The organism is Xanthomonas sp. DAR33341 (genome assembly GCF_003992815.1).
In the GTDB taxonomy this organism is placed as follows: domain Bacteria; phylum Pseudomonadota; class Gammaproteobacteria; order Xanthomonadales; family Xanthomonadaceae; genus Xanthomonas; species Xanthomonas cissicola.
Genome location: NZ_QEYV01000034.1, coordinates 35,743 through 60,258 on the forward strand (window position 1 = coordinate 35,743; position 24,516 = coordinate 60,258).

Genomic DNA, 24,516 nt, shown 5'->3' on the forward strand with positions numbered 1-24,516 from the left:
CCCCTATCACTTTATTGATCATCCAATGCGAGTGCGGCCGGCCGTTCAAGCCATCCACCCGCACCGTCCGGCACAAGTTCAATCAGCTCGATGCGGTCTTCGTAGACCCCGGTCACCCGGCCATCGCTCTGTCCCAGATACACACCAGGCCGCACCCGGTAGGTCACCTTGTCAGGCGCCATCACCAGAGCGATCAGGCCCGAACCGCCGCCAATGGTCCCCACCATGTCGAGGGCGTCGAGCGGAAAGGCTTCCAACGGCTCCTTGCGCCGGTTCGGATCCGGACGCGTGCCGTTGCCACCTTCCGCGCTGACCCAGGCATCGCTGAACGGGTCGCGCATCGCCTGCGCTGCATATTCGAAGGTCTCGAATTGCTGCATCACCGGCAACGGCTCCAGCGGCGGCGCAGGACGCGCGCGCACCTCGGCAACCCAGGCTTCCAGATTCGGCGCATCGCCCGGTGTGCTGGTCACACCGCGCGTGCACGCCGGCAATACTGCAATTAACGCCGCACAGGACAGGATCTTGAGCAATTTCATGGTCATTGGCCGCCCTTCTTCGCAGCGTTGGCCGCAGCCTTTTCCTGTTCGGCCATTTCCTCATCGTCCAGATAACGATAGGTCTTGACCGTCCCGGACAGCTCAAGCGCACCGCGCGGGCCGATGCCGGCCTTGGGATCCTTGGGCTTGAGGTTGATGTCGTGCATGGTCAGGATCACCACGCGCGGCAGCGAGGCCACACCGCTGACGAAGGCACCGAACTGGTGGTAGCTACCCACCATGCGCAGAGCGATTGGCTTTTCGGCGTAGAACTCCTTCGGCGATTCCGGACCGGGCTGGAACAGCTCGTTGGACAAGCCGCTGGACAACGCGGTCTGCGAGATGTCGATGATCAGATCCGGCATTTCGGTCTTGCTGGGCAGCTGACGCAGCATCTGCTGCAGCACCTGTTCCATCTGCGCGAGCTGCTGCTTGAGCGGCTCCAGGTTCACCGCGCGGCCCTGTTGGGTCTCGAACTCGGTGCGCAGCTGCGATTCGGTGCTTTCCAGGCCTTCCAGTTCTTCGCGCTTGCTGCTGATCAACAGGAACCAGGCCAGCACCATGATGAACAAGCCGACCACCACGCAGAACACAATGCGTGCTTGCTGCGGCCAACCGCCGATATTGTTGAAATCCAGATCGCTGAGCTTGAATGATTTCTTACTCATGACGCCGCCCCCTCCTGCGGCCGATTGGCTGGCGCCGGTGCTGCCTGCGTCGGTGCAGGAGCAGCGGCTGGCGGCGTTGCCGGCGCGGGCGCCGCTGCCGGAGCAGCAGGCGTCGCACCGGCAGGCGTTGCACCCGGTGCTGCGGTGCCCGGCGCGGCCGGATCCACTGCGCCCGGCGCAATGCCGTTCTTGTCAGCCTCGTTCGGATTGGCCAGCTTGACCTTGAGCGTGAACACGTATGGCAGCGTCTTGGTGTCCATCGACGACCCGGCAGGTTGCCCCGCCTTGTCCTGACTCTTGGCCTCGATGATCGACAGGTCCGGATTGGTCATCCAGCCCGAGCTTTCAAGGTTGCGCATGTAGGCACTGACCCGCGCATTCGATTGCGAGCGACCTTCCAGCGTGAGGATGTCGCCATCCTGCTTGATGTTGGTCAGCGCCACACCATCGGGAATGGTGCGCACCAGCGAATCGAACAGGTGCACCATCTGCGAGCGATTGGCTTGCAGCTCCTCGATCACCTTCTTGCGCGCAAGCAGGCGGTCCTTCTTCTTGTCGAGCTCCTTGATCTCCTCGTTCTGCGCCTTGACCTTGTCGATCTCGGTGGTCAGAAACGCATTGCGCTCGGTCTGGCCGCTGATCTGCGCGTCGTAATAGAACCAGATCAGTGCCGACAACAGCACGCCGCCCAATGCGGCGAAGCCCAGCATCGAGTAGAACTCGCGCTCGCGCGCCTTTCGGCGCTCCGCGCGCCAGGGCAATAGATTGATTCTTGCCATCAGTCGAAGCTCCTCAGGGCCAGGCCGGTGGCGATCATCAGTGCAGGCGCATCCAGCGCCAGCGCATGGGCCTGAACCTTCGGGCCAAGCGTCATCTGGGCAAGCGGATTTGCAACGACCGTGGTCACACCGAGCTGCTCTTCCACCATCTCCGGCAGGCGCGCCAGCGCGGCGCAACCGCCGGCCAGCACGATGCAGTCGACGCGGTTGAACTCACTGCCCGCATAGAAGAACTGCAGCAGACGGCTGATCTGCTGCACCGTAGCTTCCTTGAACGGCTCCAGCACTTCGACCTCGTAGCTTTCCGGCAGGCCGCCCTGACGCTTGGCAAGGCCAGCCTCTTCGTAGGTCAGCCCGTAACGGCGCATCACTTCGTCAGTGAGTTGCTTGCCGCCGAACACCTGCTCGCGGCTATACAGACTGCGACCGGAGCGCAGCACGCTCAGCGTGGTCATGGTCGCGCCGATATCCACCAGCGCCACCACCGCATCGGCGGCTACCGGCAATTCGCTGGCAACCAGGGCGAAGGCGTTTTCGACCGCAAAGGCCTCCACGTCCATTACCTTGGCGGTCAGGCCGCCGAGTTCCAGCGCCGACTGGCGCAGTTCCACATTCTCCGAACGCGAGGCGGCCAGCAGCACCTGCACCATGTCCGGGCTATTGGGCATCGGGCCCAGCACCTCGAAATCGAGATTCACTTCCTCGATCGGGTACGGAATGTAATTGGTGGCTTCCAGTTCGACCTGGGCTTCCAGGTCGCTATCGTCCAAATCGGCCGGCATCGGGATCAACTTGGTGATCACCGCCGACCCTGCCACGGCTGCTGCCGCGTTCTTGGCCTTGCTGCCGGAACGGTTGATGGCGCGGCGAATGGCTTCGCCCACCGCTTCCACTTCGACGATGTTCTTTTCCACGACCGCATTCGGCGGCAATGGTTCCACCGCGTAATGTTCCACGCGGAAACGGCTCCCGCTGCGCGATAGCTGCAAGAGCTTCACGGCAGTCGAACTAATGTCGACACCAATCAGTGGCGACTGACTCTTGGGTAAAAGCCCCACGGTAACTCCCCTGCCGACGGGCACTTGGACGCATGTGCGCCCTCGTATTAATAATCAAATTTTAACAGTTGACAAGCCCTTCACGCGCTAGGCAATGACCCGGCGACGCTACCCCAGTGCCGTCTTCTGCGATCCCCAGAGTTCGGCCCCAGCCAAACTCGGCGTCATCTATACTCTGTGACCAAGAAATCTGCAATCGGAATCTCTCTTACATGCCCCGTATTCGCCGTTGGCTGGGCTGGATCCTGGCCACGACCGTCGTGCTCGCACTGCTTGGCGCTATTGCTGCCGGCGGCCTGTATTACGCCATTTCCTCGAAGTTGCCAGACGTTCAGTCGCTCAAGCAGGTAGAGCTGCAGGAGCCGATGTACGTCTATTCCAGCGATGGCCGGCTCATGGCCGTCTATGGCGAGACGCGGCGCTATCCCATCCAGATGAAGGACGTGCCGCTGCGCCTGAAGCAGGCCTTCCTGGCCACCGAGGACGCGCGCTTCTACGAGCACGGCGGCGTGGACTACAAGGGCATTGCCCGCGCGGTATGGTTGCTGACAACCACCGATGCCAAGCGCGTGCCGGGTGGTTCGACCATCACCCAGCAGGTGGCGCGGCAGTTCTTCCTGAGTTCGGAATACAGCTACACCCGCAAGCTGGCGGAGATCCTGCTGGCGCGCAAGATTGAAAGTGAGCTGAGCAAGGACGAGATCTTCGAGCTGTATCTCAACAAGAGTTTCTTCGGCAACCGCGCCTACGGCGTCGGGGCCGCTGCCGAGTACTACTACGGCAAGAAGATGAGCGAATTGAGCCTGGACGAGATGGCCTCGCTGGCCGGCATCCCCAAGTTCCCATCCAGCGGCAACCCGATCAGCAACCCTGAGCGTGCGCAGGAGCGTCGCGACTATTACGTCCTGCAGCGCATGGCCGACCTGGGCTTTGTCAGCCAGGCCGAAGCCGACGCCGCCAAGGCCGTTCCGATGCACGCCAAGCCGCATGAGCCGCCGGTGGAGGTGTACGCCCCTTACGTGGCCGAGCTGGTGCGTCAGGAAATGATCGCCAAGTACGGCGGCGATGTGCTCAACAAGGGCTACCACGTCACCACGACCATCGATGCGACCCTGCAGACCGGTGCGGATGTGGCGGTCGCCGACGGCTTGCGGGTCTACGATCATCGCCATGGCTGGCACGGCGTAGAGCAGCACTTCGACGTGGCCGCCGATGCGGACGCGCCCGCACTGGCCAAGCACCTGGCAGGCGCATTCACCCAGGGCGGACTGCGTGCGGTGATCGTGGCGCGCACCAATCCCGATGGCGGGGTCACGGTCGTGCAGAGCGACAAGACCGAACTGACCCTGCCCGCCACTGCCAGCCGCTGGACCGGCAAGACCCCGGCCAAGCTGCTGACCCGCGGCGACCTGACCCGCATTCGCGCCGGCGAGAAGGACGGCGAGTGGCTCATCGATCAGTTGCCGCGCGGCCAGGCGGCGTTGGTCTCGCTGGACGCCAATAGCGGCGCGCTGCGTGCGCTGGTCGGCGGCTTCAGCTTTGCGGGGAACAAGTTCAACCGCGCCACCCAGGCACGGCGCCAGCCAGGATCGAGCTTCAAGCCGTTCGTCTACGCGGCCGCGTTCGAAAAGGGCTTCAACCCGGCCTCGATCGTGCTGGACGCGCCGGTGGTGTTCCGCGACCGGCGCGGCAAGACCTGGTCGCCGCAGAACGACGGCGGCGGCTTCCGCGGGCCGATGCGCCTGCGCGAAGCGCTGGTGCAGTCGCGCAACCTGGTGTCGGTGCGCCTGCTGGACGCGATCAGCGTCGATTTCGCACGCAAATACATCAGCCAGTTCGGTTTCCAGGAGGCCGAGTTGCCGCCTAACCTGTCGATGTCGCTGGGCACCGCTTCGCTGACGCCGCTGTCTGTGGCACGCGGTTATGCGGTGTTCGCCAATGGCGGCTCACGGGTGGACACCTGGATCGTGGACGAGGTCAAAGACCGCGAGGGCAATGTCATCTTCAAGGAAGTGCCGGCCGTGGCCTGCCGCACCTGCGCCCTGCAGGGCGGCACCGCCGCGCCCGTGAGCCAGGTCGTGGATGGCTTCAACTTCGGCGCCCAGGCACCTGAAACCCCGCCCGCTGCGCCTGCCACGGCCACGCCGGTGCCGGCACAGACCGCCCCTGCGGCAACCGCAGAGACCAAAATCGCGCCACGCGCGATCGACGAGCGCACCGCCTACCAGCTGGTGTCGATGATGCGCGACGTGGTCCAGCGCGGCACCGGCACCGCGGCCAAGGTACTCGGCCGCGAGGACGTGGGCGGCAAGACCGGCTCCACCAACGAGCACCGCGACGCCTGGTTCTCCGGCTTTGGCGGCCCCTACGTCACCACCGTATGGGTGGGCCGCGACGACTTCCGCTCGCTCGGCTATCGCGAATACGGCGGCAAGGCGGCGCTGCCGATCTGGATCGACTACATGCGCGTAGCGCTCAAGGACAAGCCGATCGCCGCCAACGACCCGCCCGATGGCATGACCCAAGCCACCATCAATGGCGCCGTCGAATGGGTCAAGAACGAAGATCTGGACCGCCTGCAGGATTACGACTACGGCCTGCAGGAACAGCAGGACGAGAAGGCGTTCGATATTTTCTGAGGAGCTGGGATTCGGAAATCGGGATTGGGGAATCGAACGCGGCGTGGCTGTTCGGTTCCCCAATTTCTTGGCCCCCGATTGGATAAGCGCAGGCCGTTGCCAGCCTGGTGGATCGCTGGCGGGATCGTTGCCGGTTCGGCGCAGCGCTCACCTGCCCGCCACTGATATTCCACGCGCATTGCGCCTTGCACGTGCATAGCCGTACCCGGACCATCGCCAGGTCACCGCTGCGTGATCGTTCTTTGCCATGGCATGACGCATTCGCCATGTCTTCATGCAGCTGTTGTAGAGTCCAGATCAGGTTCATTAGGGGAGCCCGGTCATGCATCACGCACGCGCGCACGCCGATACACGAACCCGGGAACGTCGCCATCGCCTGGCACACGAAGCCGCACGCCTGATGGCCGAAGGCGGCATCCGCGATTTCCATCAAGCCAAGCTCAAGGCTGCCAGCCGGCTCGGCATTCATGACGATGCTTCGCTGCCACGCAATCGCGAGATCGAAGATGCGTTGCGCGAGTACCAGCGCCTGTTCGCCGGACCTGCGCACGGTGCGCGTCTGCGCCAACGTCGCGAAGCCGCGTTGCGGGCGCTTGAATTTCTCAGCCCCTTCCAGCCACGGTTGACCGGCCCGGTGCTGGACGGCACCGCCGATGCCAACGCGCCGGTGCAATTGCAGTTGCACAGCGACGATGCCGATGCCGTGCAGCGGTTTCTGGAAGAACACCGCATTCCGGCCGAGTCGCGCACGCGCCGGCTGCGCCTGGATCGCGAGCGCAACGGCGAGTTTCCCGTCTGGCTGTTCAGCGCCGAAGACCTGACCTTCGATCTCACCGTGCTGCCCTACGACGCACTGCGGCAGGCGCCACTCTCGCAGCTGGACGAAAAGCCGATGCCGCGTGCATCGGCCGCGCAGGTGCGACAGTTACTGACGGACGGCGACGGTTCCGGCGGCTCACCACTGCTGCGCTGAGTCGACCATATGATGCGGCTTGCCGATGTGGACGAGCTCCGCACCTCTCTAAGCCGGCGTCGCAACGCCACTGCGGCAGCGCTCGTTTTATTCGGGCCCGGCACTACTGGACGAACCATCGTGCCATGCGCCGCCGGTCGCGGGTTTGCACTCGCCACGACAGCGTCCCGCTTTGTTGGAAGATCGACTGCCAGGCAACCGTCCAAATGCAAACGCCCCGCAATGCGGGGCGTTCGTTTACGCAGGTACGCGTGGACCGATCAGCGCTTGGCGCTGTCGGTGTAATCGCGCTTGTCGTAGCCGGTGTAGATCTGGCGCGGACGGCCGATCTTCATTTCCGGGTCGACCTGCTGTTCCAGCCAATGCGACACCCAGCCTGCGGTGCGTGCGATGGCGAACATCACGGTGAACATTTCCACCGGGATATTGAGCGCCTTGTAGATGATGCCCGAGTAGAAGTCGACGTTCGGGTACAGCTTGCGCTGCACGAAGTAGTCGTCCTTCAGCGCGGCCTCTTCCAGCTTCAGCGCCACTTCCAGCAGCGGGTCGTTCACGCCCAGCTCGCCCAGCACCTTGTGGGTCATCTCACGGATGATCTTGGCGCGCGGGTCGAAGTTCTTGTAGACGCGGTGACCGAAGCCCATCAGACGGAACGAGGAATTCTTGTCCTTGGCCTTGGCCACGGCGGATTCGACGTTGTCGGCGGTGCCGATCTCTTCCAGCATCTTCAGCACGGCTTCGTTGGCGCCACCGTGTGCCGGACCCCACAGCGCGGTGATACCGGCGGCGACCGACGCATACGGGTTGGCACCGGTCGAACCGACCAGACGCACGGTCGAGGTCGAGGCGTTCTGCTCGTGGTCGGCGTGCAGGATGAACAGCAGATCCAGGGCCTTGGCAACGACCGGATTGATCTCCAGCGGCTCGCTCGGCACTTCGAACATCATGTGCAGGAAGCGATCGACGTAGTTCAGGTTGTTGCGCGGGTAGCGGATCGGCCAGCCGATCGAATAACGGTACGCGGCAGCCGCCAGGGTCGGCACCTTGGCGATCAGACGGATGGCGGCCTGACGGCGCTGCTCCGGATCGTTGAGGTCCAGGGTGTCATGGTAGAACGCAGACAGCGAGGCGACCGAGCCGGCCAGCATGGCCATCGGGTGCGCGTCATGACGGAAACCACCGAGGAAGTTCTTCAGCGACTCGTGCATCATGGTGTGATGCGTCACTTCGTGGTCGAACTTCTTGAATTCGTCCGCCGTCGGCAGTTCGCCGTTCATCAGCAGGTACGAGACCTCGAGGAAGCTGGACTTTTCGGCCAGCTGCTCGATCGGGTAGCCGCGATACAGCAACACGCCATTGTCGCCATCGATGTAGGTGATGGCCGACTTGCAGCTGGCGGTGGCGGTGAAGCCCGAGTCGTAGGTGAACAGACCGGTTTCTTTGGTCAGCTTGGAGATATCGACGCAATCATTGCCAAGCGTGGGCTTGAGAACCGGCAGAACGACCGACTTGTCGCCGGCGTTGAGCGTGACCTGATCAAGATCGGACACTGTGTACGCTCCTTCAGTGGAAGGCGCCTGATCCCACATGGGCAGGCACGTGATGGAAGTCCAAGGCATCGCCTCGGATCAGGCCATTATCGCACAGCAGCATTTTGGCCGTCGCTTGGACAGAAGTCGTAGACGCGTCGCGCCAGGCATACAGGCGAAACGTTCAGTGCCGCAAAAAACAACGGCCGCGCAATGCGCGGCCGCTGCCGGTACAGCCCGTCCTGCAAGTTCAGCGCGCGTAGCGCTTCTGGAACTTGTCGATACGGCCGCCGGTGTCGATCACCTTGTGCTTGCCGGTATAGAACGGGTGCGAGGACGAGGAAATTTCCACCTTGATCAGCGGATATTCCTGGCCGTCTTCCCACTTCACGGTCTCTTTCGAGGTCATGGTGGAACGGGTCAGAATCTTGAAATCGGACGTCACGTCGTGAAAGACGACGTCTTTGTAATTGGGATGAACGTTATCTTTCATGGACTTGGCGCCGGGCTGCCTGGATAAGCCGAGCATTATAGCTGCGCCCAGGCAGCCGGCGCAAGGTCGCCTCAGTTCGCCGCCAGCGCCGCCCCTACGAGCCGGTAGAACTGCTGGATGTCATAGGCCAGCAGCAGATTGGCATTGTCAGGCGCCCCGCCCTGCCGGTTCCAGTCCACCAGGGTCATGCCACGGGTATGCGCACCGGACAGTTCGATGTGTACCGGGCGCTGCTCCAGCCGCTGCGCGCCTTCCGGGTGCAAGGCGAAAGCCATCGCCAGCGCGTCGGCGGCATACCAGTACTCGCCGCGGCTGTCTTCGGACCACAGCCGGGTCTTGCGCGAGATCTCCTCGTAGAACCGGGCGCGGGCAGAATCGGCCGCCAGCCAGTGCTCCACGTCCCGGTGCAGTAGCCCGTGCGCAATGGTGGCCTCCCAATCGGCCACGTCGAACTGCGGAAAACCGCGGAACACGATATGCGCCGCTTCCGGGTCGAACCCGATGTTGAACTCGGCCGCGGCGGTGATATTGCCGTGCCCGGTCAACGCCCCGCCCATCACCACCAGCCGCGCCACGCGTTGCGGGAGGGTCGGGTCCAGAGTGAGTGCCAGGGCAAGATTGGTCAGTGGACCGAGCGCCACCAGCAGCAGCTTGCCGGCGTGTTCGTGCGACAGACGCAGGATGGCGAGCGCGGCGTGTTCGGCCTCGGCGGTGCGCTTGGCCGGTGCCAGGCCCACATCGCCGAATCCGTCGAGACCGTGCACGTGTGCCGCATCCACCGACGGGTGCAGCAATGGCTGCGGGCAGCCGGCGTAGACCGGCACATCGGGACGGCCAGCGATCTCGCAGACCTTCAAGGCGTTGCGCACGGTGTGCTCCAAGCCCACGTTGCCGGCGGCGATGGTCAGGCCGACGACCTCATGGCGGTTGTCGTTGAAGGCCATCAGCAGCGCCAAGGCGTCGTCCACGCCGGGGTCCGTGTCGATCAGCAGCGGTATTTTTTTTGTCATGGGATTCGGGAACGGGCATTCGGGATTCGTTGCCGCATCTTCGCAAGGATCGGCCGGTCACGCGAACGCCCAGGTTGCACAGGGCCAGCAGCCTTTGCTTTTACGATTCCCCAATCCGATTCCCGATTCCCGCCGCTCACGCGGCCGCGTAACGCACCGCGCCGCCGATCCAGCGTTCGACCACGCGGTCGGCAATGTCTGGCGCTTCGTCCAGCAGCCGCTCGGCCAGTAACTGCACGCGCGGCAACAGCCCTGCATCGCGCGCCAGATCGGCGATGCGGAAACTCGCCAGACCGGTTTGCCGGGTGCCCAGCAATTCGCCCGGGCCACGCAATTGAAGATCCTTCTCCGCGATCACGAAACCGTCGTTGGTCTGGCGCATGGTCTCCAGACGCTGACGCGCCATCATCGACAACGGCGCCTGGTACAGCAACACGCAACTGGAAGCGGCCGCACCGCGACCGACCCGGCCGCGCAACTGGTGCAACTGGGCCAGGCCAAGCCGCTCGGCATTTTCGATGATCATCAACGATGCATTGGGCACGTCCACGCCGACTTCGATCACGGTGGTGGCCACCAACAGGTCGCTACGGCCTTGCTTGAAATCCAGCATGGCCTTCTGCTTCTCGGCCGGCTTCATACGGCCGTGCACCAGCGCCACCCGCACGCCCGGCAACTGCGCCGACAAGGTCTCGAAGGTGACTTCGGCCGCCTGCGCTTCGATGCGTGGCGGGCCGCCTTGCTGGCCTTGCGCGCCTTTCCCGGGCTCTTCGCTTTCTTCGATCAGCGTGCACACCCAATACGCCTGCCGCCCTTCGGCACAGGCGGCGCGGATACGTTCGACCAACTCGGGCCGGCGCTCCGCGCTCAGCACGATCGTCTGCACCGGCGTGCGGCCAGGCGGCAATTCGTCGATGGCCGAAACATCCAGATCTGCGTAAGCAGACATCGCCAATGTGCGCGGGATGGGCGTGGCGGTCATCACCAGTTGATGCGGCACGCTGCCCGCGGCCGCCCCCTTGTCGCGCAGCGCAAGGCGCTGATGCACGCCGAAGCGGTGTTGCTCGTCGATGATGGCCAACGCCAGATCGTGGAAGACCACTGCTTCCTGCATCAACGCATGCGTGCCGACCACGACCTGCGCCTGACCGGAGGCGACCTCGGCCATCGCTGCAGCGCGCGCCTTGCCGGTGACCTTGCCAGCCAGCCAGACGATGCGGATGCCCAAGGGTTCCAACCAGCCACGCAGATTGGTGAGGTGCTGCTCGGCCAGCAATTCGGTGGGCGCGGCAAGTGCGACCTGTTTGCCCTGCTCCACCGCCAACATTGCCGCCAGTGCGGCGACCACGGTCTTGCCGCTGCCGACATCGCCCTGTACCAGCCGAAGCATCGGCGAGGGCTGCGCAAGGTCATGCGCAATCTGCTCGAACACCCGTTGTTGCGCACCGGTCAGCTGGAACGGCAGCGCCTTGCGCAATTGCTGCACCAATGTGCCGTTGCCGGGCAGGCTGGGCGCGTGCAGACGTTGCAATGCGATGCGTTGCCGGCGCAGGCTGAGTTGGTGTGCCAGCAATTCCTCGATCGCCAGGCGCTGCTGGGCCGGGTGGCCTCCGGCGAGCAGTTGCTGTGGATCAGTACCGACCGGCGGGCGATGCATGGTGAGCAACGCCGCGCGCAATGAGGGCAGTCGCTCGTCCTGCAGCCAATGCGGTGGCAACAATTCCAGCGCACTTTCGGGCGGCAGACGCTCCAGCGCCTGACCGATGAGCTTGCGCAACGTCGCCGGGCCAACGCCTTCGAGCACCGGATACACCGGATCCAGACTGTCGCCCAACCCGGCATCTTCGTCCGGCGCGAGCACGCGGTAACTGGGGTGCACGATCTCCCAGCCGTGCTGGCCGGGCTTGGGTGTGCCGAACACCCGCACACGTGTGCCGACGGCGAACTGCGCCACCTGTGCGGCGCGGAAATGAAAGAAGCGCAGCACCAGCGTGCCATACGACGCGTCGGACACTGCCACGCGCAGCACCGGCCGGAAACGGAAGCCACGTTCCACCGCGTCCACACGCCCTTCGATCTGGGCCGGCACGCCACCTTGCAGCTGCGCGATGGTGGTCAAGCGCGTGCGGTCTTCGTAACGCAGCGGCAGATGCAGCCACAGGTCCTGCACGCTCAGGATGCCGCGCGCAGCGAACCTGTCGGCCACTTTCGGGCCGACACCGGGCAGGCTGGACAGCCGAGCCTGGCCGGCGACGGCCAGGCTCGGTGTGACGACGCGCGTGCGCGACACGGCCGATCAGCGGTGCAGGATCACTCGATCACCATCACTGCATCGACCTCGAAGCCGGCACCCTTGGGCAGGCCGGAGACTTCGATGGTCGAACGCGCCGGGAACGGCGCCTGGAAATACTCCTGCATCACCGCGTTGACGGCAGCGAACTGCCCCAGGTCGGTGAGATACAGGCCCAGGCGCACGATCTTGTCGAGCGAGCCGCCGGCCGCTTCGGCCACTGCCTTGAGGTTGTCGAACGCACGCCGCGCCTGCGCACCGATGTCGCCTGGCACGATCTCGCCGGTGGCCGGATCCAACGGGATCTGGCCGGAGAAATACACGGTGTTGCCGGCACGCACGGCCTGCGAATACGGGCCGATGGCGGCAGGCGCCTGGTCGGTATGGATGATCTGGGACATGGCAACTCCACTGCAAAGGGTTGCCGCAGTTTAGGCCTTTGTGCGGATTTGCTCGACTGTTGCGCGAGCGCGCCAGGCGCTACTGGCGCCCGACGCTCTGCACCACGTGCAGGCGCCGCAGCCGGCGCATCACTTCAGCCAGATGGCGGCGGTCGCGCACCTGGATGTTGAAGCGCAGCACGGCTGCGTTGAAGTCGCGATCCAGATAGTCCACGCGCTCGATATTGGACTGACTCTGCGCGATGGCTGCCGCCAACTGCGCCAGCACGCCGGTGCGGTTTTCCACTTCGACCACCAGCGCGGTGTCGTAATCGCCGGTCACGTTGGAGTCCCAGTCGATCGGCACCCAACGCTCGGGCGATTTGCGCAGTTCCGCCAGGTTCGGGCAGTCCAGGCGGTGCACCACGATGCCCTTGCCGGCGGTGTGGTAGCCCATGATCTCATCGCCGGGAATCGGCTGGCAGCAATTGGCGAAACTGATCACGCCGCGCTCGCTGCCGTCGATCAGGATCTTTTCGTGCGAATGCTTGGACAGGCCGCCGCCACGCAATTCCGCGTAAGCCATCAGCGCCTGCGCGGCCTGATTGGGCATCCAGTTGCCAAGCGCCACATCGGCCAGCAGCGCTTCCAGACGCGGGTAGCGGTGCTCGTTGAGGAAGGCGTCCAGGCGCCCCTTGGGCAGCCGCTCCAGCGAGGAGTCCATCGCTTCCAGCGCGCGGTCCAGCATGCGGTGGCCCAACTGCACGGCATCTTCGTGCTCGAGTTGCTTGAGCTGGTGACGAATCGCCGTGCGCGCCTTGCTGCTGACCACGAATTCCAGCCACTGCGGTTTGGGCGTGGCCGAGCGTGCGGTGATGATCTCCACCGCCTGCCCGCTGACCAGCTTGGTGCGCAACGGCACCAGCTTCTTGTCCACGCGCGAGGCCACGGCGCGATTGCCCACGTCGGTATGCACCGCGTAGGCAAAATCCAGTGCGGTGGAATTGCGCGGCAACGCCAGGATCTTGCCCTTGGGCGTGAACAGATAGACCTCGTCCGGAAACAGGTCGACCTTGACGTTGTCCAGGAATTCCAGCGACGAGCCGGCGGCGCGCTGCGAATCGATCAGTTCCACGATCCAGTCGTGCGCGCGACTCTGCGCGCTGTTGGGCGAAGCCGAGCCGACCTTGTAGGTCCAGTGCGCCGCCACGCCGCGTTCGGCGATCAGGTCCATCTCTTCGGTGCGGATCTGTACTTCGATCGGCGAGCCGTACGGTCCGAACAACACGGTGTGCAGCGACTGGTAGCCATTGGCCTTAGGGATTGCGATGAAATCGCGGAAGCGCCCATCCAGTGGCTTGAAGCTGGCATGCACTGCGCCCAGCGCGTGATAGCAATCGGCCACCGAACGCACTACCAGCCGGAAACCGAACACGTCCATCACCTGGTCGAAGGATTTGTTCTCTTCGTGCATCTTGGAATAGATGCTCCACGGCGTCTTGATGCGGCTGACCAGCCGATGCTCCAGCCCTTCCTTGGCCAGCCGCTGCGACAGCTGCACTTCCACCTGCGCCATCGATTCGCGCCGCACCACCGGCTGGCTGCGGATGTGCTTTTCGATGATGGCGTGGCGCCAGGGATACAACGCGCGAAAGCCCAGATTCTGCAATTCGGACTTGATCAGGCTCATGCCCAAGCGCTGCGCGATGGGTGCGTAGATCTCCAGCGTCTCGCGTGCGATGCGGCCGCGCGCCTCGGTGCTCTGCGCGCCGAGCGTGCGCATGTTGTGCAGGCGGTCGGCCAGCTTGATCATGATCACGCGCAGATCGCGCGACATCGCCAGCAGCATCTTGCGGAAACTTTCCGCTGCCGCTTCCTGACGGTCGCGGAACTTGAGCTTGTCCAGCTTGGTGACGCCATCGACCAGCTCGGCCACTGCTTCGCCGAACTCGGACGCCAGTTCTTCGCGCGTCAGCGGCGTATCTTCAATGGTGTCGTGCAGGATCGCGGCGATCAGCGATTCCATGTCCAGGCCCAGCTCGGCCAGCACGCCAGCCACCGCCACCGGGTGGGTGATGTACGGCTCGCCCGACTTGCGGGTCTGCCCGGCATGCGCGGTGGCACCCACTTCCCAGGCACGCCGCAGGATCGGCAGCTGCTCCTTGGGCAGGTAGCTGGCCGCGCGTTCGAGATGCAGGACGTAGTCGGGGATGGCCTGGTCGGAAGACGGAGACGTCACGACGGTCGCCTGGGCAGTGGGGCCTGGGTTCATGCCGGAAGACTATGCCAGCCGTGCAGTCTCGGCAAACATTTGCACACGCATGCGTATTGCCGGGACCGAAAACGAAAACAGCCCGCGTCGAGGCGGGCTGTTCTGATCGATCGCAGCGATGCCGGAAATCAATCGTCGTTCTTGGACATGTCTTCGTCGGCGACCACTTCGGCGGCGGCCCATTCCAGCGCTTCGCGTTCGGCACGCTCGCGTTCGGCCTTCTCGACTTCATCGATCAGCGCGTTGTCGATCCGGCGTGCGGCGATCTCGCGCAGTGCCATCACGGTGGGCTTGTCGCTGGCGTCGGCATTCTCGATCAGCGGCTGCACGCCGTTGGCGAGCTGACGGGCGCGCTTGGAGGCCATCATGACCAGCTCAAAACGGTTGTTCACGACTTCCAGGCAATCTTCTACGGTAATGCGGGCCATGCGGGCTCCCGGCGACCAGCGACGGCCGCGCATCGAATGAGGGAAAGGGGACGGAGTGTACGCTCCGGCCGGCGTCGCAGCAACCGCCACCCATTCAGTTTCCTTTGGAATCAGCAGTTTGAGCCGTTTTGAGCCACCAGGAAACCGTCCTGAGCCGTCGCTGGTGCGACCGGCGCGTTCTGAACGCAGTGCAAGCGGATAGATGTCGCCTCGCGCGGCGGCTGCGCCCGTCGGTGATCAGCGCAGCCTTGCCAGCGGCGCTTAATCCAGCAGCGCCTGGATCAATCCGGCGTGCCGTTGCTGTTGCGCCTGCCGACGTAGCCGGCTGGCGGTGAAGATCGCGCACATCTCCGAAACCGCCGTATCGAAGGTCTCGTTGATGATCACGTAATCGAACTCTTCGAAATGCAGCATCTCTTCGCGGGCGGCGGCCAGGCGTTGCGCCATGACGACCTCGCTGTCCTGCCCGCGCTTGCGCATGCGCTCGTCCAGCGCCTGGCGCGAGGGCGGCAGGATGAAGACGCTGACCGCATCGGGCACCTTCTGGCGCACCTGGCGTGCGCCCTGCCAGTCGATTTCCAGCAAGACGTCGTGGCCGGCGGCCAGCTGCGGCTCCACCGACTGCCGCGCAGTGCCCTTCCAGTCGCCATGCACCAGCGCGTATTCGAAGAAATCGCCCGCTTCGATCATGCCCTGGAACTCGTCGGCGGAGACGAAATGGTAGTGCTCGGCATGGCGTTCGCCCGGCCGCGGCGCGCGCGAGGTGAACGAGATCGACAGGGCGATCTTCGGGTCGCGTGCCAGGGTGGCGTTGACGATGCTGCTCTTGCCGGCGCCCGAGGGGGCCGCAACGATATAGAGAGTGCCGCGCATTTTTAGGGAATAGAGAGTCGGGAATAGGGAATGGGGCACCGCGCCAAGCAAGCAGGCCGAGGGGATGCATCGTACCCGCTTTGACGATTCCCCATTCCCGATCGCCTATTCCCGGCTATTCGATGTTCTGCACCTGCTCGCGGATCTGGTCGATCAACACCTTCAGATCCACGGCGGCATTGGAGGTGCGGCTGTCCACCGACTTGGAGCCCAACGTATTGGCCTCGCGGTTGAACTCCTGCAGCAGGAAGTCCAGGCGGCGACCGACCGGCTCGCGCTGCTTGAGCACCCGGCGGATTTCGGCGATGTGGCTGGACAGGCGGTCCAGCTCCTCGTCCACATCGAGCTTCTGCAGCCACAGCACCAATTCCTGCTCGGCACGGCCCGGGTCGACCGGATGCGGCAGGTCGGCCAGGCGGGCGGCCAGCTTGGCGCGCTGACCTTCGCGAATCACCGGAATCAGGATGCGCACCTCCGCTGCGATGCGTTCGATGGCATCCACCCGTTCGCTGATCGCCTCGGCCAGCTTGGCGCCTTCGCGCTCGCGCGCGATCACGAAGCTGCCCACCACTTCCTCCAGCAACGCCACCGCCTGCGCCTGCAACGCGGGGGCGTCCACGTCCTGCACCTGCAGCACGCCGGGCAGCTGCAGCAGGTCGGTGAAGCCGACCTGCAATTTGGGGAACACGCCATCCAGCCGCGTGGCCAGCGCACCCAGTTGCTGTAGCAGCGATTCGTTGACCGCCAGCGTCTGCGCATTGTCGGGCGCGCGCAGGCGCAGGGTCAGATCCAGCTTGCCACGGCTGTTTTTTGCCGCCACGCGCTCGCGCAGCAGCGGTTCCAGCGCACGCAATTCCTCGGGCAGACGCACACCCACTTCCAGAAAGCGGTGGTTGACCGAGCGCAGCTCGCAACCGAGCGTGCCCCAGGGTGTGATGCGTTCGCTGCCAGCAAACGCAGTCATGCTTCGGATCATCGTCAATCCCGTGCCGTCAAAGCGCGAATGGTACCCTAGCCGCCCTCGCCGGCTGCCTGCACGCTGCGCAGTGGCGCCAGACCCACCTCCCGACTTCCGGACTCATCGCATGACCTTTTCCCGTCCCAGCGGCCGCACGGCCGACCAGCTGCGCCCGGTGCGCATCGAACGCTCCTTCACCCGCCATGCCGAAGGCTCGGTGCTGGTCAGCTTCGGCGACACCCGCGTGCTGTGCACCGCCAGCGTGGAAAACCGCGTGCCGGGTTTCCTGCGCGGCAAGGGCGAAGGCTGGGTCACCGCCGAATACGGCATGTTGCCGCGCTCCACCCACACCCGTTCCGACCGCGAGGCCGCGCGCGGCAAGCAGGGCGGCCGCACGCTGGAAATCCAGCGTCTGATCGGCCGCGCGCTGCGCGCCTGCGTGGACCGCAATGCACTTGGCGAGCGCACCATCACCCTGGACTGCGACGTGCTGCAGGCCGATGGCGGCACCCGCACCGCGGCCATCACCGGCGCGTACGTGGCGCTGGCCGATGCGGTGAACCTGCTGATCAAGCGCGGCGACATCAAGAAGCACCCGCTGATCGGCGCGGTGGCTGCGGTGTCGGTCGGCATCTATCGTGGTGAGCCGGTGCTGGATCTGGATTACCCGGAAGACAGCGACTGCGATACCGACATGAATGTGGTGATGAACGACGGCGGCGGCTTCATCGAACTGCAGGGCACGGCCGAAGGCCACGCCTTCCGTCGCGACGAACTCAACGCGCTGCTCGCCCTGGCCGAAAAAGGCATGGGCGAGTTGTTCGCACTGCAACGCGCTGCGCTGGCCGGATGAGCCGTCGTATCGCCCTGACCACCTTGCTGGTTGCCGATTACGATGCGGCCATTGCCTGGTACACCGGCGCGCTGGGTTTCGGCGTGCTGCAGGATCGCCCGCTCGATGACGGCAAGCGCTGGGTCGTGATCGGACCGGGCGGCGCAGACGATGCTGCCTTGCTGCTGGCGCAGCCGGCCAATGCCGCGCAACGCTCGCGCATCGGCGACCAGACCGGTGGACGGGTGGATCATTTCCTCTACACCGATAACTTCTGGCGCGACCACGCGGCCATGCAGGCGTTCGGCGTGGAATTTCTGGAAACCCCGCGCGAAGAGCCGTACGGCACGGTCGTGGTCTTCCGCGATCTGTACGGCACCAAGTGGGATCTACTGGAGCCAAAGCAATGAAACAACTGGTCCTGGCCAGCGGCAACGCCGGCAAGCTGGAAGAACTGCGCGCCATGCTGGCCGGCCTGCCGCTGCGCGTCGTCGCGCAAGGCGAGCTCGGCGTGGAAGATGTTCCGGAAACCGGCCTGACCTTCGTCGAGAACGCCCTGATCAAGGCGCGCCATGCCAGCGCAGTGACCGGCTTGCCGGCGCTGGCCGATGATTCGGGGCTGATCGTGGATGCATTGGATGGCGCACCCGGTCTGTACAGCGCGCGCTATGCCGGCAGCCCGACCAACGCGTTGGCCAACAACGCCAAGTTGCTCGACGCGATGCGCGAGGTTCCGAGCGATCGCCGCAGCGCGCGGTTTTATGCGGTGATCGTGTTGCTGCGGCATCCGGAAGATCCGCAGCCGCTGATCGCCGAAGGCAGCTGGGAAGGGGTGATCACCACGCAACCGCGCGGCGATGGCGGCTTCGGCTACAACCCGGTGTTTCTGGATCCGGTGTATGGCCTGACCGCGGCGGAGATGGACACCGCGTTGAAGAACCGCCTGAGCCATCGTGCGGTCGCCCTGGCCACGCTGCAGCACAAGCTGCATGCGATGTCGCTGTAAGGCACGCCTCGCGCAATGCCCCAGCTGATTCCACCGCCGCTGTCGCTCTACGTGCACCTGCCCTGGTGCGTGCGCAAATGCCCGTACTGCGATTTCAACTCGCATGCGGCAAAGGGCGCATTGCCGTTCGAGGCGTACGTGGACGCGCTGATCCGCGACCTGGATGCGGACCTGCCGTTGGTCTGGGGCCGCGTGGTGCATTCGGTGTTCTTCGGCGGCGGCACGCCCAGCCTGTTTCCGCCGCAGGCGATCGACCGCTTTCTGCAGGCAGCAGCGGCGCGGCTGCGTTTTGCCCCGAATCTTGAGATCACCCTGGAAACCAATCCCGGTACCGCCGAGCATGGCCGTTTCGAGCATTACCGCGCTGCTGGCGTGAATCGCCTGAGCTTCGGTGTGCAGACCTTCGACGATGTGGCGCTGCAGCGACTCGGCCGTATTCACGACAGCGCCGAAGCCGAGCGCGCGATCAAACTGGCGCAGGACGCCGGCTACGATAATTTCAACATCGACCTGATGTACGCACTGCCCGAGCAGACGCTGATGCAGGCCGAGCACGATCTGGAGCGCGCCTTCGCGCTGCAGCCGGCGCACCTGTCGCATTACCAGCTCACGCTGGAGCCGAACACGGTGTTCTTCGCGCGGCCGCCCAAGGGCATTCCCGACGACGATGCCGCCTGGGATATCCAGGAACACTGCCAAGGCCTGCTGGCCGACGCCGGCTACGCCCAGTACGAAGTCAGCGCATATGCCAAGCCGGGGCGGCAGTGCGCGCACAACCTCAACTACTGGCGGTTCGGCGATTACCTGGGCATCGGCGCGGGCGCGCACGGCAAGATCAGCTCCGGTGCCGAAGCGCACGTGCTGCGGCGCTGGAAGCACAAGCATCCGCAGAGCTATCTGGCCAGCGCCGGCACTGCTGCATCCATCGGCGGCGATGAAATCGTACCGGGCGAACGGCTGCCGTTCGAATACATGCTCAATCTGCTGCGCCTGCATGAGGGCTTCCGGCTAAGCGATTTCGAGGCGTCGACTGGCCTTGCGGCCTGCGCCATCGAGGCGCCGCTGGCGCGCGCAGTGGCAAAGGGCTGGATGAGGCAGCAAGACGGGCGCGTGGTGCCGACCGAGCTGGGACGGCGTTTCACCAATGATGTGGTCGAGTTGTTCCTGGTCTAGGCGCAGCGAGCGACTGCGCTCACTGCCAGGTCGGCGTGGCCGGGCGCTTGGCATCGGCATGTACCGCCTGCGCACAGTGCGTCCAGTGCGCCATCCACGCCTGGCTGACGACCGTGCGCGACGTGCGAGCGGTCTGGGCGCCCCGGCATCGCCGGTGGATCGGCCGTACGGCCGGGGCGCATACCCGCATGACCGCCGGCTGAGACAGCGCGGGCAGGATGCGCCGGCGCGCGCCGGTGCCGCGCGGTCAGCGAAAAAACATGCTACATAGCTCACGCTTTGAACCGAGCCAGCCTCCCCCCCCGGATGTCCATGCACGTGTCTCCCATACAACCTGCAGTTAGCGGCCCGATTGCCGATGCGCCGGTGTCCGCGCGCGGCCGGCGATTGCTCGGCATGCTGCACGCGCAGTGCGTGCAGGCGCTGGGCGGACCGCTGCGGCTGACCGTGGTCGAGCTGGAACGCGAGCTATTGCATCAGGCCGAGCATGCGCGCAATAGCCAGATCCAGGCTGAAACCTACGCGCAGATGCGCGGCCTGCGCGATCACATCGATCGCTTCCCGCAGGCATTCCTGCAGGAATTGGCGCAAGCGCTGGCCAGCCTGCGTGAACGCCCGGTACTGACACCATCGACCGATACGTCTGCGCAAACACAGATGCTGACCCTGGTCGAAGACACCGATATCGACCGCGACATCGTGCTGAGCGACATCGCACGTCGCGAGACATCGCGGCGCGCCAATGCACTGCTCTTGCTGGCGCAGCGCCTGGCGGTGATCGGTACGGTACCCGAATTCGAACTGGAAGAATTGCCGCTTGGCCCGTACGCGCTATGCCGCATCGTGCGTCGGTGCGGGGAAACGCTGGGGCTGAGCCTGGATGGACAGCTGACCCTGTACAAGGTGTTCGAGCGCCAGGTGATGGACCGACTGGGCGACCTGTTCGAAAGTGCAAACAGCGCGCTGGCCCAGGAAGGCATCCTGCCGGGGCTGGTCTATCACCCGTATCTGGTCAAACCCACGCAGGTGCAGACGCGGCGTGCGCCGCCGGCAGCGGCGCCTGGGTCGAAAGACGCTGCCGCAATGAACAAGCCCGGTGCGGGCCCGCGCATGCCGCGGCCGGCCACCGGCTGGGCAGGCCAAGCCGCACCGACGGCGTGGCAGAGCGCCTTGCTGGATCCCGCTGCCGCGCCACCAGCACTGGCAATCGCCCCACCCGCGCTGTCGCCGGCGCTCAGCGATGCAGTGCAGGCGCTGGGCGGCTTGATGGCATCGGCACGGCAATCGCAGGCAGCGGTGCACGCAAGCCACGCAGGCGCGGGGGCGCTCGCCCATCACGAGGTCACGGCGCCCTCTCCCACCTCGCTTGCCGCTGTCGCCCAGGCATCGCAGCACAGCGCCGCCGCTGCGGTACCCAAGGCGGCGCTTGGCGATGCCTTGGCCAGCCTGCAAGGTGCGCTGGCCACGCAGGCGGCAGCAACGCCACAGGCATCCGGCATCGATGCGGTGCAGCGCCAGGTGCTGGAGGTGCTGCGCCGCCAGCACGGCCCCGATGCCGCGCTATCGCCGCAGGACAACGACACCTTCGACCTGCTCGGCCTGCTCTATGCGCAAATGCAGCGCGAAGTGCGCGAGCAAGCTCCCGCCCAGGCGTTGCTGGCCAAGTTGCAGGTGCCGGTGGTGCGCGCGGCGCTAGCCGACGCGCACTTTTTCGTGCGCGACCAGCACCCGGTGCGCGAATTGCTCAACACCGTGGCCGAGTCCGGTGCCGTGTGGCTGGGCGAGGACGATGCCGACCCGCACCTGCTGCACAAGCTGGGCAGCGCGGTCGACAAGATCGTCAACGACTATCAAGGCGACGAGGCTGTTTTCGCCGCGGCCAACGACGATATTCAGGCGCATCTGCGCACCCTCGCGCGCAAGGCCGAGGTGGCCGAGCGACGGCATGTGGATGCTGCGCGCGGAAAGGAGCGGCTGGAATCTGCCAAGCAGCAGGCCGAATCGCGCATCGAGCAGCTGTGCGAACAAAGCGCGCCGCCGCGCTTCGTGCAATCGCTGCTGCGCCAGGCCTGGTCGGACGTGCTCACGCTGACCTTGCTGCGGCAGGGCGAGCAGTCGCCCGAATGGGACGAACGCCAGGCGCTGACCGCACGCATTGGCGAGGTCACCTGTCGCAGCAAGGGCCAGCCCATCGACATCGCGCTGGGCACCGAGGTGGAAACCGCGTTGCTGCAGGTGGGGTATCACCACGATGAAGCAGCGGCGATCGCACGGCGCTTGTCCACGCCCGGTGGCGAGGACGAGGTGACCTCGCGCACCGAGCTCGCCGCCAAACTCAAGGCACGCGCGCGGCTTGGCGACCAGGGCGACAGCGCTCCGCGCAAGCAGGCGGCCACGCCGCGCACGCCTGCCGAAGAGGAGTGCTACCTGCAGGTGCGCAGCTTGCCGTTCGGCACCTGGTTCGAATTCGTGGTCAACCAGCAAGGTGACCTGCGCCGGCAACGCCTGTCCTGGTACAGCCCGATGACCGGCAACGCGCTGTTCGTGAATCAGCGTGGGCAGAAGGTGGGCGAGCACTCGCTGGACAGCCTGGCACGGCTGATGGCCGGTGGGCAGGCACGTTTGGTGGTGGAAGAAAAATCGCGTCTGATCGATCGCGCCTGGCATGCCACCGTGCGCACGCTGCGCAGCCTGGCCGGCCAGTCGCCTGTCGCCGAGGCCCAGCCATGATCCAGGACACCCGCCGCGCACCGCGCCGCCAGCCGACCGACCTGCTGCCGGTCATCGACACGCTCAGCGAGGCGCAGATCGGCCGGGTCGGCAATGTGTCCGAAACCGGCATGCTGTTGTTGGCCTCGGTGCCCCTGCACGACGATGCCTTGTACCAGTTGCGCTTTTCGCTGCCCGAGCGGGTCGGCCGCGCGACCGAGATCGATGTCGGCGTGCATCTGCTGTGGTCCGAAGCCGCACACGCCCCCGGACAGGCCTGGGCGGGCTTCCGCTTCCTGACCATGTCCGAGCCGCACCGGCAGCGTCTGCGCGCCTGGATCGCCGAAGAACATCTGGCCGGGTAAGCGCGGCCGGCACACGGCTGCGCAATGGCCAAGCGGGCGCTGCCGATACGTGGCGCAGCAGGCACGATGCGCCCACCGTTGTGCCTTCGGGCCAGCCGCCGCCCTTTGACGATTGCACCTTGGTTGTCGGCCATGCAAGGACACAGCGCCATTGCAGGGATTGCGGCAAACTGCGCATCGCCTTTGCATTGCCGATCGAGCCCCGCATGCCCCAGCCCTCCCTGAGCAGCCTGTACTCCGACCACCTGCGCACCCTCACCGCGCGCGCCGACGAAGCGCTGCAACGCGGCGGTTTCGAGCATCTGGTGGTTCCCAGCGGCAGCACGCATTACCAGCTGTTCGACGACCGCGATTACCCCTACGCGGTGAACCCGCAGTTCAAGGCCTGGGTACCGCTGACACGGGTCCCCGACAGCTGGCTGGTCTACACGCCGGGCAAGCGCCCGACGGTGATCTTCTATCAGCCGTTCGACTACTGGCATGTGGTGCCCGACGCGCCCAGCGGCTGGTGGGTCGATCACTGCGACATCCACATCATCCGCACCCCGGACCAGGCGCTGGCGCTGCTGCCCAAACACGCTGAGCGCTGCGCGATTCTCGGCGAGCCACACAGCACGCTCGGTGCGTATGTGCCGAACAACCCGCAGCCGGTGCTCGATTACCTGGAATACCAGCGCGCGTTCAAGACGCCCTACGAGCTGGCATTGCTGCGCATCGCCCAGCAACTGGCGGTGCGCGGCCATCGCGCTGCGGAAGCAGCGTTCCGCGCCGGACAGAGCGAATTCGGCATCCATATGGCGTATTGCGCGGCAGTGGGCCAGGACGCCAATGACTTGCCGTACGGCAACATCATCGCGCTCAACGAACACGGCGCGGTGCTGCACTACACCGAACTGGGCCAGCAGCCGCCGCAACCGCTGCGTAGCTTCCTGATCGACGCCGGCGCTTCCGCATACGGCTACGCCAGCGACATCACCCGCACCTACGCGGCCGACCCCGACAGCGACTTTCAGGCGCTGATCGATGCGGTGGATGCCGCCCAGCTGCGCATGGGCCAGAACGTGCGCGCCGGCGTGGACTACAAGCAGCTGCACATCGACGCGCATCTGGCGTTGATGGGCATCCTCAAGGAGTTCGGCATCCTGACCGTCTCGCCGGAAGCGGCCTTGGCCACCGGCGTCAGCGCTGCGTTCTTCCCGCACGGCCTGGGCCATCTGATCGGCCTGCAAGTGCACGATGTAGCCGGTTTTGCCGCCAGCGACCGCGGCGGCCGCATCGAACGCCCGCCCGGCCACCCGTATTTGCGCCTGACCCGCGTGCTGGAGCCCGGCATGGTGGTCACGATCGAGCCTGGCGTGTACTTCATCGACATGCTGCTGGACGAAGTGAAGAAGAACGGCCACGCCGCCAGCGTCGACTGGCAGCGCGTGGAAGCGTTCAAGCCATACGGCGGCATTCGCATCGAAGATGAGGTGGTGTGCACCGACGGCAGCGCGGAAAATCTGACCCGCCCGGTCTTCGCCGCCGCATGAGCATCAGGCG

The 24,516-nt window shown here is 65.2% G+C and carries 22 protein-coding genes; 9 read left to right on the forward strand and 13 right to left on the reverse strand.

Going from position 1 to position 24,516, the window contains the following annotated elements:
- Positions 1-11 precede the first annotated feature (11 nt).
- The 4 genes from EO156_RS16400 to EO156_RS16415 are packed head-to-tail and all read right to left on the reverse strand — an operon-like array spanning position 12 to position 3,044.
- Positions 12-545 carry a pilus assembly protein PilP gene (locus EO156_RS16400; RefSeq protein ID WP_003486179.1) on the reverse strand — a complete coding sequence of 178 codons (534 nt, stop codon included), beginning with the start codon at positions 543-545 and terminating at the stop codon, positions 12-14.
- Positions 542-1,207, reverse strand: a complete 666-nt coding sequence (locus EO156_RS16405; protein ID WP_003486177.1) for a type 4a pilus biogenesis protein PilO — start codon at positions 1,205-1,207, stop codon at positions 542-544. Before EO156_RS16405 ends, EO156_RS16400 begins: the two co-directional genes overlap by 4 nt.
- Entirely contained in the window at positions 1,204-1,986 is a 783-nt protein-coding gene (locus EO156_RS16410; protein WP_005911890.1) for a PilN domain-containing protein, read from the reverse strand. The genes EO156_RS16405 and EO156_RS16410 overlap by 4 nt, the downstream gene beginning before the upstream one ends.
- Complete coding sequence (locus EO156_RS16415; RefSeq protein ID WP_005911892.1) at positions 1,986-3,044, reverse strand: pilus assembly protein PilM; 1,059 nt, start codon at positions 3,042-3,044, stop codon at positions 1,986-1,988. Before EO156_RS16415 ends, EO156_RS16410 begins: the two co-directional genes overlap by 1 nt.
- Before the next feature lie 116 nt (positions 3,045-3,160).
- Here EO156_RS16415 and EO156_RS16420 point away from each other — a divergent pair, with 116 nt between their 5' ends.
- Positions 3,161-5,683, forward strand: coding sequence for a penicillin-binding protein 1A (locus EO156_RS16420; RefSeq protein ID WP_016848815.1), 2,523 nt, complete (start codon positions 3,161-3,163; stop codon positions 5,681-5,683).
- Between the two features lie 322 nt (positions 5,684-6,005).
- Complete coding sequence (locus tag EO156_RS16425; RefSeq protein ID WP_005926962.1) at positions 6,006-6,656, forward strand: hypothetical protein; 651 nt, start codon at positions 6,006-6,008, stop codon at positions 6,654-6,656.
- A gap of 260 nt (positions 6,657-6,916) precedes the next feature.
- On the opposite strand, the gene EO156_RS16430 is transcribed toward EO156_RS16425, so the two are convergent.
- The 9 genes from EO156_RS16430 to EO156_RS16470 all read right to left on the reverse strand — a co-directional run bounded on the left by EO156_RS16430 (position 6,917) and on the right by EO156_RS16470 (position 16,907).
- Positions 6,917-8,206, reverse strand: a complete 1,290-nt coding sequence (locus EO156_RS16430) for a citrate synthase (RefSeq protein ID WP_003486167.1) — start codon at positions 8,204-8,206, stop codon at positions 6,917-6,919.
- Positions 8,207-8,435: 229 nt separating this feature from the next.
- Entirely contained in the window at positions 8,436-8,678 is a 243-nt protein-coding gene (locus EO156_RS16435) for a type B 50S ribosomal protein L31 (protein ID WP_005911911.1), read from the reverse strand.
- 71 nt (positions 8,679-8,749) lie between these two features.
- On the reverse strand, positions 8,750-9,688 hold the full coding sequence (locus EO156_RS16440; RefSeq protein WP_016848816.1) for a nucleoside hydrolase: 939 nt from the start codon (positions 9,686-9,688) through the stop codon (positions 8,750-8,752).
- A gap of 136 nt (positions 9,689-9,824) precedes the next feature.
- Entirely contained in the window at positions 9,825-11,978 is a 2,154-nt protein-coding gene (gene recG, locus EO156_RS16445; RefSeq protein ID WP_003486161.1) for an ATP-dependent DNA helicase RecG, read from the reverse strand.
- 20 nt (positions 11,979-11,998) lie between these two features.
- Positions 11,999-12,379 (reverse strand): RidA family protein, encoded by a 381-nt coding sequence (locus EO156_RS16450; protein ID WP_005911914.1) that lies wholly within the window; start codon positions 12,377-12,379, stop codon positions 11,999-12,001.
- A gap of 79 nt (positions 12,380-12,458) precedes the next feature.
- Entirely contained in the window at positions 12,459-14,630 is a 2,172-nt protein-coding gene (locus tag EO156_RS16455; RefSeq protein WP_003486157.1) for a bifunctional (p)ppGpp synthetase/guanosine-3',5'-bis(diphosphate) 3'-pyrophosphohydrolase, read from the reverse strand.
- Positions 14,631-14,758: 128 nt separating this feature from the next.
- Positions 14,759-15,058, reverse strand: coding sequence for a DNA-directed RNA polymerase subunit omega (rpoZ, locus tag EO156_RS16460; protein WP_002812428.1), 300 nt, complete (start codon positions 15,056-15,058; stop codon positions 14,759-14,761).
- A 261-nt stretch (positions 15,059-15,319) separates the two neighbouring features.
- Entirely contained in the window at positions 15,320-15,931 is a 612-nt protein-coding gene (gene gmk, locus EO156_RS16465) for a guanylate kinase (RefSeq protein WP_005921718.1), read from the reverse strand.
- A 115-nt stretch (positions 15,932-16,046) separates the two neighbouring features.
- Positions 16,047-16,907 carry a YicC/YloC family endoribonuclease gene (locus EO156_RS16470; protein ID WP_003486147.1) on the reverse strand — a complete coding sequence of 287 codons (861 nt, stop codon included), beginning with the start codon at positions 16,905-16,907 and terminating at the stop codon, positions 16,047-16,049.
- A gap of 109 nt (positions 16,908-17,016) precedes the next feature.
- Here EO156_RS16470 and rph point away from each other — a divergent pair, with 109 nt between their 5' ends.
- The 7 genes from rph (at position 17,017) to pepQ (ending at position 24,506) form a co-directional block, all read left to right on the forward strand.
- Positions 17,017-17,742, forward strand: a complete 726-nt coding sequence (gene rph, locus EO156_RS16475; protein ID WP_005926909.1) for a ribonuclease PH — start codon at positions 17,017-17,019, stop codon at positions 17,740-17,742.
- Positions 17,739-18,131, forward strand: coding sequence for a VOC family protein (locus EO156_RS16480; RefSeq protein ID WP_011052246.1), 393 nt, complete (start codon positions 17,739-17,741; stop codon positions 18,129-18,131). Before rph ends, EO156_RS16480 begins: the two co-directional genes overlap by 4 nt.
- Positions 18,128-18,727: an RdgB/HAM1 family non-canonical purine NTP pyrophosphatase gene (rdgB, locus tag EO156_RS16485; protein ID WP_003486138.1), complete on the forward strand. Its 600-nt coding sequence runs from the start codon at positions 18,128-18,130 to the stop codon at positions 18,725-18,727. The genes EO156_RS16480 and rdgB overlap by 4 nt, the downstream gene beginning before the upstream one ends.
- Before the next feature lie 15 nt (positions 18,728-18,742).
- Entirely contained in the window at positions 18,743-19,900 is a 1,158-nt protein-coding gene (gene hemW, locus EO156_RS16490; protein WP_011052248.1) for a radical SAM family heme chaperone HemW, read from the forward strand.
- 306 nt (positions 19,901-20,206) lie between these two features.
- Positions 20,207-22,630: a DUF1631 domain-containing protein gene (locus tag EO156_RS16495; RefSeq protein WP_011052249.1), complete on the forward strand. Its 2,424-nt coding sequence runs from the start codon at positions 20,207-20,209 to the stop codon at positions 22,628-22,630.
- Positions 22,627-22,974 carry a PilZ domain-containing protein gene (locus EO156_RS16500; protein ID WP_003486131.1) on the forward strand — a complete coding sequence of 116 codons (348 nt, stop codon included), beginning with the start codon at positions 22,627-22,629 and terminating at the stop codon, positions 22,972-22,974. Before EO156_RS16495 ends, EO156_RS16500 begins: the two co-directional genes overlap by 4 nt.
- A 206-nt stretch (positions 22,975-23,180) precedes the next feature.
- A complete protein-coding gene (pepQ, locus tag EO156_RS16505; RefSeq protein WP_003486129.1) occupies positions 23,181-24,506 on the forward strand; it encodes a Xaa-Pro dipeptidase in 1,326 nt (441 codons plus the stop codon).
- The last annotated feature ends 10 nt before the right edge of the window (positions 24,507-24,516 follow it).

What these genes read in the sequence shown, in the direction of transcription:
- rph (WP_005926909.1), top strand. Translation starts at nt 17,017, where the DNA reads ATGACCTTTTCCCGTCCCAGCGGCCGCACGGCCGACCAGCTGCGCCCG.
- EO156_RS16440 (WP_016848816.1), bottom strand. Translation starts at nt 9,688, where the DNA reads ATGACAAAAAAAATACCGCTGCTGATCGACACGGACCCCGGCGTGGAC.
- EO156_RS16405 (WP_003486177.1), bottom strand. Translation starts at nt 1,207, where the DNA reads ATGAGTAAGAAATCATTCAAGCTCAGCGATCTGGATTTCAACAATATC.
- rdgB (WP_003486138.1), top strand. Translation starts at nt 18,128, where the DNA reads ATGAAACAACTGGTCCTGGCCAGCGGCAACGCCGGCAAGCTGGAAGAA.
- pepQ (WP_003486129.1), top strand. Translation starts at nt 23,181, where the DNA reads ATGCCCCAGCCCTCCCTGAGCAGCCTGTACTCCGACCACCTGCGCACC.
- hemW (WP_011052248.1), top strand. Translation starts at nt 18,743, where the DNA reads ATGCCCCAGCTGATTCCACCGCCGCTGTCGCTCTACGTGCACCTGCCC.
- EO156_RS16495 (WP_011052249.1), top strand. Translation starts at nt 20,207, where the DNA reads ATGTCCATGCACGTGTCTCCCATACAACCTGCAGTTAGCGGCCCGATT.
- EO156_RS16470 (WP_003486147.1), bottom strand. Translation starts at nt 16,907, where the DNA reads ATGATCCGAAGCATGACTGCGTTTGCTGGCAGCGAACGCATCACACCC.
- rpoZ (WP_002812428.1), bottom strand. Translation starts at nt 15,058, where the DNA reads ATGGCCCGCATTACCGTAGAAGATTGCCTGGAAGTCGTGAACAACCGT.
- EO156_RS16400 (WP_003486179.1), bottom strand. Translation starts at nt 545, where the DNA reads ATGACCATGAAATTGCTCAAGATCCTGTCCTGTGCGGCGTTAATTGCA.
- EO156_RS16455 (WP_003486157.1), bottom strand. Translation starts at nt 14,630, where the DNA reads ATGAACCCAGGCCCCACTGCCCAGGCGACCGTCGTGACGTCTCCGTCT.
- EO156_RS16450 (WP_005911914.1), bottom strand. Translation starts at nt 12,379, where the DNA reads ATGTCCCAGATCATCCATACCGACCAGGCGCCTGCCGCCATCGGCCCG.
- EO156_RS16410 (WP_005911890.1), bottom strand. Translation starts at nt 1,986, where the DNA reads ATGGCAAGAATCAATCTATTGCCCTGGCGCGCGGAGCGCCGAAAGGCG.
- EO156_RS16500 (WP_003486131.1), top strand. Translation starts at nt 22,627, where the DNA reads ATGATCCAGGACACCCGCCGCGCACCGCGCCGCCAGCCGACCGACCTG.
- EO156_RS16480 (WP_011052246.1), top strand. Translation starts at nt 17,739, where the DNA reads ATGAGCCGTCGTATCGCCCTGACCACCTTGCTGGTTGCCGATTACGAT.
- gmk (WP_005921718.1), bottom strand. Translation starts at nt 15,931, where the DNA reads ATGCGCGGCACTCTCTATATCGTTGCGGCCCCCTCGGGCGCCGGCAAG.
- EO156_RS16425 (WP_005926962.1), top strand. Translation starts at nt 6,006, where the DNA reads ATGCATCACGCACGCGCGCACGCCGATACACGAACCCGGGAACGTCGC.
- EO156_RS16435 (WP_005911911.1), bottom strand. Translation starts at nt 8,678, where the DNA reads ATGAAAGATAACGTTCATCCCAATTACAAAGACGTCGTCTTTCACGAC.